11 protein-coding genes are annotated in these 17553 nt (G+C 30.0%); 10 read left to right on the top strand and 1 reads right to left on the bottom strand.

Features of this window, described 5'->3' with window-relative positions; translation table 11 throughout:
* The first annotated feature begins 76 nt into the window (after nt 1-76).
* From BT107_RS14045 to BT107_RS14090, 10 genes are all read left to right on the top strand, one after another.
* Nucleotides 77-1258: a hypothetical protein gene (locus BT107_RS14045; protein ID WP_072304456.1), complete on the top strand. Its 1182-nt coding sequence runs from the start codon at nt 77-79 to the stop codon at nt 1256-1258.
* Nucleotides 1259-1662: 404 nt separating this feature from the next.
* A complete protein-coding gene (locus BT107_RS14050; RefSeq protein WP_072304457.1) occupies nt 1663-2328 on the top strand; it encodes a hypothetical protein in 666 nt (221 codons plus the stop codon).
* 173 nt (nt 2329-2501) lie between these two features.
* Nucleotides 2502-3185 carry a hypothetical protein gene (locus BT107_RS14055; RefSeq protein WP_072304458.1) on the top strand — a complete coding sequence of 228 codons (684 nt, stop codon included), beginning with the start codon at nt 2502-2504 and terminating at the stop codon, nt 3183-3185.
* A gap of 752 nt (nt 3186-3937) precedes the next feature.
* A complete protein-coding gene (locus BT107_RS14060) occupies nt 3938-5200 on the top strand; it encodes a MutS-related protein (protein WP_072304459.1) in 1263 nt (420 codons plus the stop codon).
* 360 nt (nt 5201-5560) lie between these two features.
* Nucleotides 5561-6868: a YARHG domain-containing protein gene (locus tag BT107_RS14065; protein WP_072304460.1), complete on the top strand. Its 1308-nt coding sequence runs from the start codon at nt 5561-5563 to the stop codon at nt 6866-6868.
* 148 nt (nt 6869-7016) lie between these two features.
* A complete protein-coding gene (locus BT107_RS14070; protein ID WP_072304462.1) occupies nt 7017-7553 on the top strand; it encodes a hypothetical protein in 537 nt (178 codons plus the stop codon).
* A 162-nt stretch (nt 7554-7715) separates the two neighbouring features.
* Nucleotides 7716-8210 (top strand): glycosyl-4,4'-diaponeurosporenoate acyltransferase CrtO family protein, encoded by a 495-nt coding sequence (locus BT107_RS14075; protein ID WP_072304463.1) that lies wholly within the window; start codon nt 7716-7718, stop codon nt 8208-8210.
* Nucleotides 8211-8360: 150 nt separating this feature from the next.
* Nucleotides 8361-9869: a phosphoinositide-specific phospholipase C-related protein gene (locus tag BT107_RS14080; RefSeq protein ID WP_072304464.1), complete on the top strand. Its 1509-nt coding sequence runs from the start codon at nt 8361-8363 to the stop codon at nt 9867-9869.
* A 310-nt stretch (nt 9870-10179) separates the two neighbouring features.
* Nucleotides 10180-11337, top strand: coding sequence for a hypothetical protein (locus BT107_RS14085; protein ID WP_072304465.1), 1158 nt, complete (start codon nt 10180-10182; stop codon nt 11335-11337).
* A 239-nt stretch (nt 11338-11576) separates the two neighbouring features.
* Nucleotides 11577-12908 carry a Kelch repeat-containing protein gene (locus tag BT107_RS14090; protein ID WP_170854744.1) on the top strand — a complete coding sequence of 444 codons (1332 nt, stop codon included), beginning with the start codon at nt 11577-11579 and terminating at the stop codon, nt 12906-12908.
* Between the two features lie 61 nt (nt 12909-12969).
* Here BT107_RS14090 and dnaE read toward each other — a convergent pair whose 3' ends face one another.
* Nucleotides 12970-17409: a DNA polymerase III subunit alpha gene (gene dnaE / locus BT107_RS14095; protein WP_072304467.1), complete on the bottom strand. Its 4440-nt coding sequence runs from the start codon at nt 17407-17409 to the stop codon at nt 12970-12972.
* Nucleotides 17410-17553: the final 144 nt, after the last annotated feature.

The following is a 17553-nucleotide window of genomic DNA, read 5'->3' on the forward strand; positions in this document are numbered from 1 at the left end:
ATAAGACAGCCCAATTTACGTAATATAAACGCTAATAATTCAGTTTACTAACTAATTAGCAAACTTTAAAAACAATATGAAATTAATACTAATTCTCTCTTTTATTATATTCTCTAGTTGTAAGAATAAAAATTACGCTCAAAAAGAAACTGTAATTAAACAAGAAAAAACATCAAATATTTCCACCGAAATATTGACAGATACACTTGATTTTGAAAAAAAATTAGCTTTAGATAACATCTATAGAGAAATTAACCTTGACTCTTTATATAACCAAGCTAATTTTGAAAATCATCAAATTTCACTTCCATTTCAATATTCTATAAAAGTTGATCTTGAATCTAGTTTTAGTTATTTATTCGGTGATTTGGATATAGATCCAAAATCTTCAAATTGCAACAAATATAATTTAAGAAATCATATTGAATACAAAGGAAATAATTATTCCGAAGGAAGTTTGTATTTCGTAAAAAATAATGATTCTACTGCCCTTACAATTGAAAAATTTAAAACTTTAGATAAGGCTGCTTATAAAAAAATATATTACTCAGATAATGAAAGTATTATTTTTAAAAACAGTAGAAATAACATTTCGGTTTTACACTATAAATATTTAAAAGACAAAAAAACATATGTTATTTATTATAAAATAAATGAAAACTTTTTTGCCAAAAATTCAGAAAAAAACATACTTGACCTATCTATTACTAGATTGAGAATGGCTAAAAATTTATTTAGAAAAAATAAAGAAAACCACTCAACTAATTGGGTTACTTATAAACAATCTCTTTCTAATTTAGAGTTAGATACAATAAAAAAATCTTTTAATAAATTAATATCTTCCATTGATACTTTAAAAGTAGATTCACCTACACATATTACGAACAAAAACCGTCCAACATTCTTTTCGGCTATCAAAATGGCAGAAGAAAGTAAAAAAACATGGACCCAAGTAAATACACTACCAAATCATAAGTTTATTGATTTTAATACTTTGGACTACCTAAGAATAAACCAATTTATATACTTTTTGAGCTCAAGTTCGGCAAACAATTTTATTAAAGTCGAATTTAAAAATAGTTCATCTGTTATATTAAAAAGAAAAGAAAATAGTGGTTTTGGCAACAGTAATTATGCTATTCTTAAAAAAGAAAAAATACAAAAAAATGATATTTTAATGTATAGTGTTTGTGATATAGAATCAAAAGAAATGGCTTATTTCTATTTCAACTTAATTAATAATTACAACGATTTATAAAACACTTGCTAACAAAGCCTAAACGTAATGCGGACTTTAGGGTTACAATCTAAGGTCTGTGTACATTTATAATATCGCGAAATCTTTGGGATTTCGCTTTAGAACTAAAAAAAGAAAAGCAAACTAAAAGTTTCTTTGCCTACCCTACTTGCCATAGTTTAAACGTTAGCTGTAATTAGCTTTACAAAACGGAAGAAGGTCTATAAATAAACCAATTTTTTTTGATATTGAATATAAATTAAAAACTAACGAATATAGGTTCGTGGTAACATTGGGTTTAAATAATTCTAATATTTGGAGTATTAGAAATTTGGCACTGTGTTTATAAAAGAATAAGCATCTTATTTACGTGCTACTTTTAAAATGAAAAAGGGTTAGTTTTAATAATCAAGTGAACTAAAAAAATGAGGAAATTACTTATAGTAGTACTAATTACAATCTTCTACTCTTGTTCTTTTAACAACAAAAAGACAACTACTCAAAGAGAGATTGTTTATGACACAATAAAAGTTATTAATACAGAAATAGTTTACGACACAATTACAATAGCCGAAAGAGTTATAGATTCTACAAACATTGTGAGAATATTAAATGTGGATTCTAAAAATAAAAACAACCCGGATGAAATTCCGCAGGACTATTTTGAGTCAGATTCGCTTATTAGACTAAAGTATAATTTTAATTATGAGATTAATAGTAAATTAAAGACGGTTTCTCTTGAAGATGATTTTAACGGTGATGGATACTTGGATATTATATATTCAATTAAACATATAGAAACTAAAAAAAAAGGATGGTTAATAATCCATGGAAATACTAACGAAGCCTTTATAATTTCAGCTGGAAAAGGAATAAAAAACAGAGGAACAATTTGCTCTGATAATTCGGTTGAAAGTTGGAATATTAACAAAGAAAAAATTAATAAACCTGGATTAGAAGAATATTCTGGAAATGGAGAAAATGGAGAATTAATTTTAGAAACTTCATCAATTTTTTTGAGAACAGCATGTGGTTGTGGACTAATATACTGGGATGGCGAGCAATATGCTTATTTTAACCAATGTGCCTAAAAGTTAATAACAAAAGGCCTAAGACATAAAACAATACCCATAATTAATTCTGCTGTTAGTACTTTAACAATCAAAGATTCTATGTTTAAGTTTTGGCTACGAGCTTAATCAGATAAGCAATTGTATTTTAATACCTTAATAATCTTATAAAAACCGCTGTAATAAATTAAAAAATGAGAAAAATACTTTTATTATGTATACTTTTTAGTTTTCTATTTTCCTGTTCTCAAAACATAGAATTAGGAAAAAATAAGATAGACTTAAAAAAATTCCCTTTAAAAATTGATGTACATTACTTTTATAAAGAACAAATAGAAACACATAAAAAATCTTTAGAATTATACAGTCAAGGTAAAATAGACGAAGCGTATTCAAATGAATTATTAAAAAATTATAAAAGTGTTGAGAGTATAGACACTTTACATATTAAGGATAATGAATATTTATTGCTTTATGAAATGCAAGGAATGCAAACTAAAGACACATTAGCAACTTTTGGAAATATAAAATTTGAACAATTAAATATGATCTCCAATAATGAAAATGAATTTCAATCCTTGAGAGCAGTATCATTTTCATACAAAGACGATAAAAATAATTTTAAGGAATTGATAAAAGCATTAGAAACAGAATACGGTAGCCCCGAGATAATTAAAGCAAATGAATCTGAGATTTACAAATGGTCTAATAAAGATTTTATTGTATTAATTACTCTGGTTATTCAAAAAGAAAATGATATTGACTCATATTACAATTCAAATTATTTCTTAATAAAGAGAAGCGAATCAAACAAATTAAAAACACATTTTCCAAAAATTTCTGGATATTGGAATATAGACTGGAACTTAGTTTTGTAAAACCTATGGCAACATAACAATATAAAATTGCGATCTAGGTCTAACAGAGCTGAACCTGATTCTTAGTAGCAAGGAGAGTCAATTATAAATGTTGTAGAAGTCTAAAGCTATACCTTAGATAGTAACATTAACTCTTTCTTTTATTCTTTCTGTTTAGTATAAGAATTTAATAAAACTTAAGCCGTATATAATTTATTGCTTGGTTCTAGCCTATTTACAAATCTCGAAGCGTTGAAATTTTATCTAGTTTTTATTTACTAAATTAGGTGCTTAAAACACGCAACTAATCTGATACAAACACGTTATCATTCATTGCAAAACGAATTCTAGTTAAGTAAAACTCATTATGTCCAAATTTCATTTTATTATGGTTCTTATTATTTGGGGCTTGTCTTTAGACTTACTAGTAAAAACAAAGCGTTCGTTATCTAGCATTTTATTAAATACTGGTCTTGGATTATTTGTTGTGTGTATTTTCCTTAATGTCTTTTTAGATTTAAGAAGCCCTCTCTTATACATTATTCGGAATTATGTTTCTGTTATACTTATTGTTATTGGTTTCTTTATGTTGGTAAGGAAACATATCAAATAACATGTAATTCTACAGTAAAATAAAAGTCATTTAATATGGCTAAAAAATGAAAACATAAAAATGGCTCTGTGATAAACCAAAAATGTAGTATCTTTTTACACGCTACATTTTATACACAAGACAATTAGGCATTTAAGAAAACATCTCGCTAAAAATTAGAATGAATAATCTGAAGGACTTAAAGATCGAAAAAGAGCTCTTGCCAATATTTAACTATTCTTTAAATAGGTACGCGAAGGAAAAAATTATTGATATTTTAAAAACGCCTTTAGACTCGATAACCGAAATTGTTGCACGCCAGAATATTTTAAAAGGGTTTATTGCCAACAATCAAATTCTTAAAGACTATTCATATACCGTTTTATATTTAAATGAAGTTCATTATTTTTTAAAGGATGAAAAAATTGAGGATTTATCTCAAAAAAAACTGAAGTATAAATTATTTGCTTCTAAACAAGAAAAAAATCGGTATATAAGTAAGTTCAATCAACTAGTATTATTCTTTTATCGGTTAGAGTCAAGATACTTTACAAGGATAAAATTAAATCAGTTCCCAGAAGAATATGCTTCAAAAATAAGAGCAATTTTAAAATTTTTATCAGATTTTGAACTTTCTAAATACGAGTATATTATCCGAGAAAAAAGATTAAAGGACAATGACGTTATAGAGCTAACAGAGAAAATTAACACTCTTAAAGATACAGGTAAAATTATTCCTTTTTGGGAGAATTTATTTCTATTTGAGGCTTATTTATCCATCAATTTAGGGATTCAAAAAAACAATTTCACATTTCCAAACTTTGACAAGAAGCACATTAAATTAAAAAACTTTTATCATCCTTTAATTAATAAACCTGTAAAGAACGATTTTGAGACCCAGAGTAATGTAATTTTATTAAACGGGCCAAATATGTCTGGCAAATCAACTTTTCTAAAAGCAATTGGACTTTGCATATATTTTGGCCATTTAGGAATAGGAATACCTGCGTCTTTTGGAGAGATTCCGTTTTGTAACAACTTTTCAATAGAGATCAATAGACGTGATGATATATTAAATGGTTACAGTCATTTTATGACAGAAGTTATGAATCTAAAAAGTGTTGTTCAAAAGGCTTCAAATGGAAAACAATGTTTTGCTATTTTTGATGAGCTATTTAGCGGTACAAATGTGGAAGATGCATTTGAGATTTGCAAAACAACAATAAATGGCCTGAGTAAATTTAAAAGTTCATTTTTCTTTATATCAACTCACATTCAAGAATTGAAAAATGTTTCTAATGACCAAATATCAAATTATTACATAGACTGCGAACTTATAAAGGATAAACCAACATTTACCTACAAACTAAAAAAGGGTTGGTCTGATATTAAAGTAGGGCGAATTTTATTTGATAAAGAAGGGTTAAATGAATTATTGAACTAAATAAAAACGTAGAAAAACGGCTTATAAGAAGAACCATAATTAATACGGCTGGGTCTTAATCCAAGGTTTTATATTTGACTAAGTAATAAATTGAAACAAAAGCACTTATCAACTGCCCTACGTTTCTTATACTAACCGCTCACAGTAATTAGCTCTACAAAACGGAGGAAGATCTATAAATAAACCAACTTTTTTTTGATGTTGAATATTGATTAAAAACTAACGAATATAGGTTCGTGGTAACATTAGGTTTAAATAATTCTAATATTTGGAGTATTAGAAATTTGACTGGTACTAAACCCAAAAAGTAAAAGTTTACATTAAGTGCAACTTTACATAGACTGAACCTTTAACTACAATATGAAAAAAACTTTAATTATATATTTTATATTCTCTCTTTTAGTTTCTTGTGAAAATAAAAAAAAGGTTAATTCCATAATCCACAATACGGATGTAGTATCATCTGAGAAAGTTTATACCCCAGAAGAATTAAAAGGCAAAACCTACGAAGAACTACGTTTTTTAAGAAACCAAATATTTGCAAAAAAAGGTTATGTTTTTAAAGACTCTGTTTTAAATAATTACTTCCAGAAAAAAGATTGGTATAAACCCAATAAAGATGCAGAAATAGTTTTAGATTCCATTGAAAAAAAGAACATTGAAACCTTTAAGATTGCCGAAGCCAACCTAATGCCTTTTGACATACCTAAAGGATATGAAGCTATAGCTAAGGTTACAGGTGATATTGATAAAGATGGTATAGCAGACACTATTCAGTCAGTAAAAAATAAAGATGGTAGCAGTGAATTAATTTTAATTTATTTAAGCACAAAATCAAATTATCAAAAAATAGTATTAATAAGCGGTGATGAATTTGATGGTGCACATCCACACATAGAGTTAAAAGGTGATATATTGACAATGGAAATTCTTAATGAAGGTTCTGGACATTTTATATATAGTTTTGATTTAAAGTATAATCCAAAAATTAAAAATCTTCAATTAACCACTTATACTTCATCCAACCGAATTATGTATGGACATACAGCTAAAAAATATGACTTAATAAAAGGCAGTTACGAGGTAACTACAAATGCATCAACTATTTCAGACCCAGAAAATTTTAATACTACCACCAAAAGAGGAGTTCATAACACAAAAGTAATAACTCCTGATTTATTTAATCAACAACTTTACTACTATTTAGATAACATAGGTAAAGAATTTGAAGAAGATAATTATCCAGAATACTATTATGGAGAATATTTAGACTGTAGAGAAGCTATTGCAGAAAAAATAGCATTAGAATTTGAATACGGTGCTCTTAATTATTTAGGTGCCTACAGTGTATTTAAAAAAGAGCTCAAAGATTTTGTGAAAAATATAAATATAGCTGAATTAGTGAAGTCTGAAGATGATGCTTATTCTAAAACCTATAAACTTCATAGAAATTGGGATTTAGATTACATAGCTAAGGACGATTGTGAAGATGAATTATTTTTAATTTTTGATATAAATACTAATACCTTCAGCATTCAAATAAATAATTGTTCGTTGGTTTATGAAGATGGCGAAGTTATACACGCCTCTGAACAATCAATTATATTGGCGTATAACATAGAAACCAATTGCACTTATAAATTTAAAAAAATCGAAGTAGCGGGATAAAAAATACTATGTATAAACGCAATTACCGCAGATTAGACTACGACTGTATCTACTTGATAAATTAGATGCTAAATGAAACCTATTCTTATACGGGACGATAACAATAATTAAAAAAAACAAAAGTTAACAGTTATATATAAAAAAAATTATGAAAAAACAGATTCTAGTATTCACAGTATTTATTAGCCTTTTATTTACTTCTTGTGGTTCGGGAGGAGAACTTCTTTGGTTAGACAACCCAACAGATGAACCAATTTCGGTTGAAATTGATGGAAAAAAATACGATATAGCACCTGGCGAATTAAAAAGAGTTCCTGATGGCACAAGTGGTAAGCAAAAATTTAAAGGAGCAGATGGCAAAGAGGTAGAAATAGATATTAATGGAGTTTCATTTATAAACTGTACAAACTCTACATATATTGAGTGTGCTGTAGAGTACTCAATTAGCCCTAACACTCCAAGTAAGCTACCAGAACCTGTAGAAGTAGAAATAGCAGGAGACAAATACACGGGAAACTTTAAAGTCTATACAGACGTTGTTATACCACACGGTAATATTCACTATAAAGTAACTGAACCATTAAAAGATGAGATAACAGTTTCACAGAACAGTACTATTATAAATAAAATGTACAGAATTAAAGACTTTTTAGTAGATTCTGATATGAAAGATTATAAAAACTAATTTTCTCTTTCTAAGAATTGAAAAAATATTTTAAACCCTACATATTTTATCTAAAATGTGTGGGGTTTTTAATGCTATTAAATATAATTTGAAAACCACTAAAAAAGATCTAAATTGAAAGTTCAACACTTTTAATAAAAACACTTACCACAATTAAACTAAATGACTCTTAAATATTTAATTTCAGGACTAATACTTGGTATTTCTACATCCTTTATTTCTTGGATTATAGGAATGATTGTTAATTCAATTCTTGCCAAAACTAAATTTTATAAGAAAATATCTAACCTTAATTTTATCAGTAATAAAGCCTTTAACAAATACATCGGACTTAATTATTTTAAGTGGATTGTAAAAAATACTTTCTTTAAGTTTTTCAATCAAAAAATAAAAGTGGAAAATAAAAAAACAGATTTAACGGAGATAAGAAATGAAATGACATTATCCGAAATTAGTCATTTAATCGGCTTTATATTTGTTACTTTTTTCGCAATATATACGAGCGTCACAAAAAGTTATTTAGTTGGACTAGCAATAATGGTAGTTAATATTTTAATGAATTTATACCCCTCTTTACTACAACAAGAAAACAAAAGAAGAATTAACAAATTAATTAAAAGAAACATAAAGACGGGTACAAATAACGCATTTAATTAATTGTTTCATTGATATTTAATTTACAAGCAATTAAAACTTAAAAAGTAAGATACTAATTGTTAATTCACTAATAACCATTAGTTAATCTGCTAATCATTTTCTACTTCTACCTTTGGTAACAGTTATTAATAACTTAAACCAAATTTTAAAATGAAAAACCTACTTACACTAAAAGCAATAACTTTAATTATTGTTTTAGGCAACCTGCAATTTGTTTTTGCACAAGATGCCAATCACCTAAATAAGCAAAGAAGATACGATGAAGTTTCTTGGCTTATTACTCACAATGCTAACAATAATGATACTGATGCTCCTCAAGGTTTTTTTGGTTGCTTAGGAGGAAGAAACCAAAGCAAAGGAATTAACGCTCAATTACAAAGTGGCGTTAGAAGTTTTATGGTAGATATACATAGAGTAAACGGAGAATTAAGACTAAAACATGGGTCTCCTAATATGTGTATGATGGATGCTAAAGATTTTAACAATATAATGGAAGAATGGTTAAGAAATCATCCATTGGATATAATAACACTTCACATACAAACTGGAGCTAATTTAGGAATAAGTGGTTTAGATGATATTTTTTACGGCAGAAGAACGGGTTACAAAAATATATCTAACTATATATATAACCACAGTACTTTTGTTAGCGCTAGTAGACCTGTAAATTCTGGCTCGGACACCTACCCTACTATTCAAGAAATGGTTACTAAAAATAAAAGACTAGTTCTTTTTACCGAGACAAACTACAACAGCAACCTTTATAGATATGAGTTTTCACATACTGTACAAAACCCTTATCAAGCAAGCCAAGTATCACAATTATGGGATACAAATAAATTTAAAGCTGACAGAGGTGTAGACCACAAAACAATACTAACCGTAAACCATTTTGCAGGAGATGCACCAACATATAATGCAGACAAGAATAAATCTAAAGATGCCAACAAAGATGTAAATAAAAAAGCGGTAACTGCTTGGTTTCAATTTGGACATAGACCTTCTATAGCTGTAGATTATTATAGTTTATCTAATGGTAACGGAACCATACCACAAATTAATGAGGTAAATACTTTTAATGAGGTAAGAGGTAAATTTACAGATCCCAGCAACACATCAAAACACATAAGAGATGTAAATGTATACTTAGCAGAACTTGTAAACGGCCAGTGGCAAAAAGTAAAAAATGTAGCATATAATGGAGTAAGAGCAAAATGGCATTTATTTTATTCTTTTCCGGCAAGACCAAATGACAATAGAGCGCTGTTTTTTGAACATCCTAACTATAATTTTTCTCCAAGTTTTATTAAAATTGGAGATTATGATGGTGCACAAAGCAAAACATTTACTATAAACATAACTGCCAATCAAAAAAGCGCCTCAAGATCTTTTGCACAAACTACCGTATTAGATCCTCTAGTAGTATACCCAAATCCGTCAACAAATGGGACTTTAACATTTAAATACAATACAGAAAAGCCTAAAACTCTTATACTAGATTTGTATGATTTAAACGGACAACATATTAAAAACGTAACTCATAAAACAGTTACAGGAGAAAATGAATTGCAATGGAATTCTAATGGTTTAAAAGGAATTTTTATTCTTAAAGGAAAATTAGGAAAAGAAACTATTAGTAAAAAAATACTATTTAAATAGTTAAATAAAAACTAAAACAAGTAGAAATAAGTCTGTGTATTCTTATAAAGTAATACATTGTAATCTTAAAAAAAATCAACAAAAAAGCTACAAATATTAGCTGATATACTTTTAACACTAACCTTTTTTGTCATATTCTTCTGGTATGAGTTCTAATGATAAAGAAGGTGATATAAAACTAGATTACAGTTAAGTATAAACAATAAAATTTATGCTTAACCGTAATCTTTATAATTTAATCAAAAATCAAAACAAATTAATACACAACCAACTGCTAACAAAATATTTAGCAATTATTTAAACTAAAAAAATGATAAAAAAAAGCATAACTACTATTTTAATTTTTACTGTAATTATTACAACTTTTTTAGGCTGCAATAAGAGTGACAATAACAATACTGAACCTAATGAAGATATAATTAAAATTGAAGATGCTAAATTATTCGATTTTCCATTATTTGGTATTACACCAATTTCAACAGATATAATACAACCTACTATTATAGATAATAAAGAAACAGTATATGGTGAAATTAATATTGTAGTACCAAACAACGTTTCTTTGAGTAAAATTGCTGCTACCTTTACCTCAAATGAATTGAACTTAAGTAAATTTAATGTTTTACCTGGTAACACCTCATCACTAAATTATGAAACACAAAGTCACATATACACTGTAGTAAATGTGTTAGATGAATCAGAAGAATTGTTACATTACACTGTAAATATTAAACAAGAAGTAATACAAACACCACCTACCCTTACAGTAACAGATTTTAAGTTTGAAGCAAGTAAAAATTCGCAATTAACTAACGATGTCACCATTGAAAAACGAGTAGATGATGTAAACAGCCAAACAATTTATTTATTTGTACCTACTGGCACAGATTTTTCTAATTTAACACCAACAGCAACATTTGATGCCGAAGAAGTCTTTTATACACAAGACTCCTCTATTGCTATTACAGATGTAAATACAGCATACCCTACTACAGAAACTAGTTTTGATTTTGCTTACCCAAAAAGATTTATTATTGTATTAAGAGATGATGTAAATAATACTATAAAATGGGTAAATGTATTTGTTGATGTAAAAAACCCTGTGGAAATAGAAAATACAGATATTACTACGTCAGACATAACAACAACATCAAGTTCAACTTCTTTTAGAGCTATTACTACATGGAAAAATGTTGGGAATCATATCTTAAAATTTAATTTGGCAACTACCTATGAAAATAAAATACCTACTTCTGACATAGATTTTATTACAGCAAGAAGAAATTTTACTTCAATTGGTCTTGCTCCTAAAGAAAGTGCTGATATAAACGTGGTAGTGATAAAAGATTTACCAGTAGGTGAATATAAATCTACAGCTGTGTTCCATTCAAAATTTGCTAATCATGAAGCAACAGCAGATTTAATAGAACCTGTTAAACTTAATATTACTACAAATGTTAAAAACTAAATTTTAAAAGAAACCAGTAGTAAAAATACTATTTAAATAGTTCAACAAAAATTAATACAGCCACAACTGCGTGCGTAGATTCTTATAAATTGCTATATTGGAATTATTAAATTAAATATTTACGTAAATGAAAAAACGAAACACATTAGATACTTTATTTTTAGTATTGACAAGAAGAAACTAAAATGTCTATAAAAAACACACAAACTTCAAGTGCCAAAATAAGTAACAATATGATTTTGGCTCTACTTATTTTTTTTACAACCTTAGCGAGTACTGCACAAACCATTAAAGGAACTGTTTTAAATAAAGAAACCAATAAACCAGTTGAAAACGCAAGTATTTCTGTCGTTAACACCAGTAACGGCACATTTACCAACGCAAGAGGTATTTTTAAATTAAAGAATACCTCTGGTTTATCGCCATTAACAAAAATAAAGTTTTCTAGTCTTGGGTATAAAACCTTAGTTACTACAGTGCAATCTATTAAAGATGTAAATTATATTGTTTACTTAGAGTCTAATGCAGAAAAATTAAAAGAGGTTGTTGTTTCATCTAACAAAAAATTAAAAAAAAATATTAGTTTTCAAATATTGGCAGAAATGCCATTTGGTGTATCAAACTTTGGGTCTTCAATTATTAACAATAAACTATATGTTACCGCAGGAGATTTATCTTTTATTGAAGAAAATGAAAAAAGAGCTATAGACAACTCTGAAACAATGGGAGAGTTAATTAACAATTTACGAATTAATGGCTCTTGGGTAAGTTACAGTAATAAAATACAGGTTTATAATTTTAAAGACAACTCTTGGGAAGTCTCAAAACAAAAACTGAATAAAAAAGCTTACCATAAAACAGTTGCTGTAAATGAGGGTTTATATGTTTTTGGAGGAAAAACAATATCTCTAAACAAAAAAAGAGAGTATTTAAATAATAAAATTGAAGTTTTTAATACAACTACAAATGCTATTATTATTGATGATGCATACCCGCACCAAGCAGTTAATTTTGCAGCTGTAACCTATAAAAATAACATAATTATTATGGGTGGTTCTACCAAGGTATTAGACAACGGAAAAAAATTGTATCGTAACAACTCTTACTTATTTAATACCAGTACTGGCCACTGGTATCAATTAACAAAAATGCTAAAGGGCAAAGAGACCAATGGCGTATTGGTAAATAATAAAGTTTTTTTAGTTGGTGGTTTTCATAATGGACCATTAAAAGATATTGAAGCGTACGATTTAGAAACCGCAGAATGGAAAGCTCAAGGGAACTTATTTGATGGAATTGAAAGGCCTGCTCTAGCATCTAACAATAACATCATCTATATTTTTGATTCAAAAAAAATACTTACTTACAATACCAAAACAAAACTTTTAAAAGAATACAAAATAGACATCCCTTTAAAATATGCTAATATGCATTATTTAAATGGTAAGTTATATATACTTGGGGGCTCTAAATACTTTAACTATAAATCTAAAGCGGCAACAAGCCTTTACACTATTAATTTATCAGAGTTTAAAAATACTAAGCCTCGTAAAGAAAAGTATCTAAACTAAAGTTAAAAACAAGCTGTTTAAAGCTTGTTTTTAACTTTAGTTATTACAAGAAATACTATTTTTAATTCAACTTAAAAATAATATCCTGCGCCTCTAACTCTGCCAGTAATTTAGTGGTTATATTTATTTTTTGCTTACGACTAGCTAAATCTACTTTTATTTGTTCTGCCATTTCATAAACTTCAAACTTTAAAGGGTGTTTTCCCTCTATTTCATCAGAAGTAAGTGTTCGCTTTAAGTTATGCACATCTTCCTCTTTAAGGGTATCTATATTTAGTTTTATGGTTAGTTTTTTCGCATAATTCTCCATAACATCTTGCAGCAACATAAAGCTATTAAACTGTAGTCTAGGGTCTCCTTTTTTACCCGTATCTTTATTTGTCCACCCTTCTCTAATATAAATTTTTACATACACAAAAGAGCTAATCATTAAAAAGTGACGAAACTTTAAGTACTCTTCTCCAAAAATTCTGAAGTCGTAAGAATCTGTATAGTCTTCCATAGAAAACATTGCCCAACCCTTGCCATTTTTAGACACTCTATGTTGCACGTCTGTAATTACCCCTGCAATAGATAACTCTTTATTTACATACTGCTCCATATGGTGTACTGCAGATAAACCAGAGTTACAAAACGATTTTATCTCTGATTTAAAATCGTCTAACGGGTGACCAGAAATATAAATACCAACCACTTCTTTCTCTTTGCGCAATTTTTCCATTGTTCCCCACTCTTCACAAGGTGGTACAACTGGCTCTGGTATTTGTACATCACTAGCTTCGCCAAAAAGACTTACTTGAGATGAGTTTTGACTTTCCTGATACTTAGCACCATACCTCATCACCTTTTCTAAAAACGTAATTCCGTCTCCTTCATCGTGTAAATATTGTGCTCTGTGCGAATCTCCAAAAGAATCGAAACCACCCGCTAAAGTTAAGTTCTCAAAAGCTCTTTTATTTGCTGCACGTAGGTCTATTCGTTTTGCCAAATCAAAAACAGATTTATAAGGTCCGTTTTCTTTTCTATTTTCTACAATAGTTTCTACTGCGCCACGACCAACACCTTTTACAGCACCCATACCAAAACGTACAGCGCCGGCATCGTTTACCGCAAACTTGTAGTAAGATTCGTTTACATCTGGACCTAAAACTTCTAAGCCCATACGCTTACACTCTTCCATAAAAAAGGTAACCGTTTTAATATCGTTCATATTATTAGACAGTACCGCAGCCATATATTCTGCCGGGTAATGTGCTTTACAATATGCAGTTTGGTATGCAATCCAAGCATAACAAGTAGAGTGAGATTTGTTAAAGGCATAAGCTGCAAAGGCTTCCCAATCTTTCCAAATTTTCTCTAATCTATCTACCGCATGTCCTTTTGCCGAAGCCTGTTCTATAAACTTAGGCTTCATCTTATCTAGAACGTGCTTTTGCTTTTTACCCATTGCCTTACGCAAGACATCGGCTTCACCCTTTGTAAAGTCTGCTAGCTTCTGAGACAAAAGCATTACCTGCTCTTGGTATACTGTAATTCCGTATGTTTCTGCTAAGTATTCTTCATTTGCTTCAAGGTCATAAATAATTTCTTCGGTACCGTGTTTACGAGCAATAAAACTTGGAATATATTCCATTGGCCCAGGACGATACAAGGCATTCATGGCAATTAAATCTGCGAATACTGTTGGTTTTAGCGACCGCATGTGTTTTTGCATCCCAGGAGATTCATATTGGAAAACCCCAACTGTTTCTCCTCGCTGAAAAAGCTCGTATGTTTTTACATCATCTAACGGAAAATTCTCTGGATCTAACTCTACACCGTGTTTTGCTTTTACAATTTTTACGGTGTCTTTAATTAAGGTTAATGTTTTTAACCCCAAGAAATCCATTTTTAATAAGCCCGCATCCTCTACAACAGAGTTATCAAACTGGGTACAGTACATTTCCGAGTCCTTTGCCAAGGCAACAGGAACGAACTTTGTAATATCGTCTGGCGTAATAATTACACCACAGGCGTGTATACCTGTGTTACGTACAGAACCTTCTAATATATATGCTTGGTTTAGAGTTTCGGACTCTAAATCGTCTCCTTCAGAGATTTCTATTAGTTCATTTATCTTAGCAAGCTCTTCGCTATTAAATTTACTTTTTAGAATCTTCTCATCTATTCCTATAATTTTTTTAAGCTTAGACATGTTGGGTATAAGCTTTGCCATACGGTCTGCATCTCCCAACGGTAAATCTAGCGCACGTGCAGTATCTCTAATAGAAGATTTTGCTGCCATGGTACCGTAGGTAATAATTTGCGCCACTTGGTTGGCACCATACTTATCAATTACATAGTCCATTACACGCCCACGACCTTCATCATCAAAATCTATATCAATATCTGGCATAGATACACGATCTGGATTTAGGAAACGCTCAAAAAGTAAATCGTACTTAATAGGATCCAAATTGGTAATCCATAAACAATAAGCAACGGCAGAACCCGCAGCAGAACCACGCCCTGGCCCTACAGATACATCCATTGCTCTGGCAGCCCTAATAAAATCTTCAACAATTAGGAAATACCCTGGATAACCCGTTTTTTCAATTACTTTAAGCTCAAAGTCTAAACGCTCATCAATCTCTGGTGTAATTTCACCATATCTCTTTTTAGCACCTTCATACGTTAGGTGTCTTAAAAATTTATTCTCACCTCGCTTACCATTATCAACCTTATCTTCCTCAAAAACAAATTCTTCTGGAATATCAAAAGCAGGTAACAATACATCACGCGCAAGCGTAAACGTTTCTATTTTATCTACAACCTCTTGTATGTTTGTTATGGCTTCAGGAATATCTTTAAAAAGTTCCTTCATTTCATCAGGAGACTTAAAGTAATATTCTTGATTTGGCAAACCATAACGGTAACCACGCCCACGACCTATTGGTGTAGCTTGTTTTTCACCATCTTTTACACAGAGTAATATATCATGTGCATGTGCATTTTCTTTATCTACGTAATATGTGTTGTTAGTTGCCACCAACTTAACACTGTGTTTTTTAGCAAACTGAAGTAACACCTGGTTTACACGATCTTCATCTTCCTGACCGTGACGCATAATCTCTATGTAAAGATCATCTCCAAATTGCTCTTTCCACCAAAGTAAAGCTTCCTCTGCTTGTTTTTCACCTACGTTAAGTACTAAGTTTGGCACCTCACCATACAAGTTACCCGTAAGTACTATAATATCTTCTTTGTACTGCTCTATTACTTTTTTATCTATACGCGGTACATAATACTTACCATCTACAAAGGCAATAGATGACATTTTTGCCAAGTTATGGTAACCGTTTTTATTTTTAGCAAGCAGTACTACCTGGTATCCGTTATCTTTTTGAGATTTATTTGTATGATCTTCACACACCTGAAACTCGCACCCAATTATTGGTGTTATTTCCTGTTCTGGAACAAATTCATGCAAAGGTTCTTCTCCTTCTTCTAAACGATTCTCCTTAGTAGCCTCAAAACGTATTTCATTAGCGTCATTACGTGTTTTTACACCTTTGTTATGATTAAGAACACCGTTAACAAAATGGAAAGCTCCCATCATGTTTGCATGATCTGTCATTGCAACAGCTGGCATATTATATTTAACTGCTGCCTGTATTAAAGCAGGAATACTAATAGTAGATTGTAATATAGAAAACTGCGTGTGGTTGTGTAAATGCGAAAACTGAGCCGACTCTAACGTAGCTAAATTTTCTTTTATTTCTTCTTGACTAACACCACCAGTATCTTTTGCCCAAAGTGCATCTGCTATTTTTTTAGAAGCCTTTTTTAGGTTGATGTGTTTTAAACCAATAAGTTCAATTGGCTTAGGATTTGCCTCTGAGAAGTTTTTAAAATAATCTTCTTGAACATCTAACTGTTCTACAGTATACTGTTGCTTACGAACAAGCTCTAAAAAACAACGCGTGGTTGCCTCTACATCGGCAGTTGCGTTATGTGCTTCTCCAAAAGGTTCTCCAAATAAAAACTGATGTAACTCTGTTAAGGTTGGCAACTTAAATTTACCTCCACGACCACCTGGAATCTGACATAGAGTTGCTGTATGCTCTGTACACGTATCTAAAACAGGTAATTCTTGTAATTGGTTATCTACTTGAAGACGATGAAACTCGGCTCCCATTATGTTAAGGTCAAACCCAACATTTTGCCCTACTACAAATTTTGTTTTTCCTAACGCCTCATTAAACTTTTCTAAAACCTCTGCTAATGGTATACCGTCTTGTTCTGCCAAAGCAGTAGAAATACCGTGAATTTTTTCAGCATCATAAGGGATATTAAATCCGTCTGGTTTAACTAGGTAATCTTGATGTTCAATAACGTTACCCATATCGTCATGCAATTGCCATGCGATTTGGATACACCTAGGCCAGTTGTCTGTGTCTGTATAAGGAACATCCCAACGCTTAGGTAATCCGGTAGTTTCGGTATCAAAAATTAAGTACATAGTGTAATGTTTATGGTCTTAAAAAAGCAGTGTATAAAAATACCAAAAACTTATTGCTTTATAAAGGCTTTTAAGGAAGAGTTATTAACGGAAAAACAAAAAACCAGAGAAGCGAGCTTCTCTGGTTTTTATAATTTTATACAA

Source organism: Cellulophaga fucicola (genome assembly GCF_900119145.1).
GTDB lineage: Bacteria > Bacteroidota > Bacteroidia > Flavobacteriales > Flavobacteriaceae > Cellulophaga > Cellulophaga fucicola.